This window comes from Paracoccus binzhouensis (assembly GCF_016446475.1).
Classification (GTDB): domain Bacteria; phylum Pseudomonadota; class Alphaproteobacteria; order Rhodobacterales; family Rhodobacteraceae; genus Paracoccus; species Paracoccus binzhouensis.
Window position 1 is genome coordinate 1 of sequence record NZ_JAEHFP010000262.1, and the last position, 651, is coordinate 651.

General features: G+C 77.1%; 1 pseudogene. It reads left to right on the forward strand.

The features are described 5' to 3' along the window. A pseudogene (locus I9P22_RS24360) lies at positions 1-651 on the forward strand (hypothetical protein); the annotation flags it as partial.

Genomic DNA, 651 nt, shown 5'->3' on the forward strand with positions numbered 1-651 from the left:
GCCCTGGCGGCAGCCGCCGGAGGGCATCGACCGCCCGCGCTGGCGTCGCGACAGCCGCCGCATCCCGCGCGAGCAGCTGGCCCGCCTGGCCCGGCTGGCGGCGGCGCAGAAGCTGACCCGCAACAGCATCGCCATGGCCGTGGTGCTGGAGGTGCTGGCGCGCTGGACTCCGGACCTGGCGCCCTGCGTCGCGGTGCCGGTGGCGCCGCCGCCGGGCGGGGCGCTGGCCAACCGCTCGTCCTTCATCGCCGTCGATTATCGCGCCGACCGGGGCAGCTTCCTGGATCATGCCCGCCGGCTGCAAGAGGACCTGCTGGAGGGCATGGCGCATCCCGGCCTGTCGGGCATCGGCCTCAGCCGGCTGCTGCTGGCGCAGAACGGCGGGCGGATCGCGCTGCCGGTGGTGCTGACCAACGGCATGGGCTGGGACCGGGTGCCGGCCGATGCCGGGCTGCGGCTGGCCGACGGGCTGGTGCAGACCCCGCAGGTGGCGCTGGACCTGCGGCTGGCGCTGGACGCGGACGGCGCGCTGCTGCTGCAAGCCGATCACGTCGAGCAGGCGCTGGACCCGGCGATGGTCGGCGCGCTGCTGGACGCCGCCGCCCGCGCCTTCGCCGCCCTGGCGGGGCGGGACGCGCTGGCGCTGGCCGG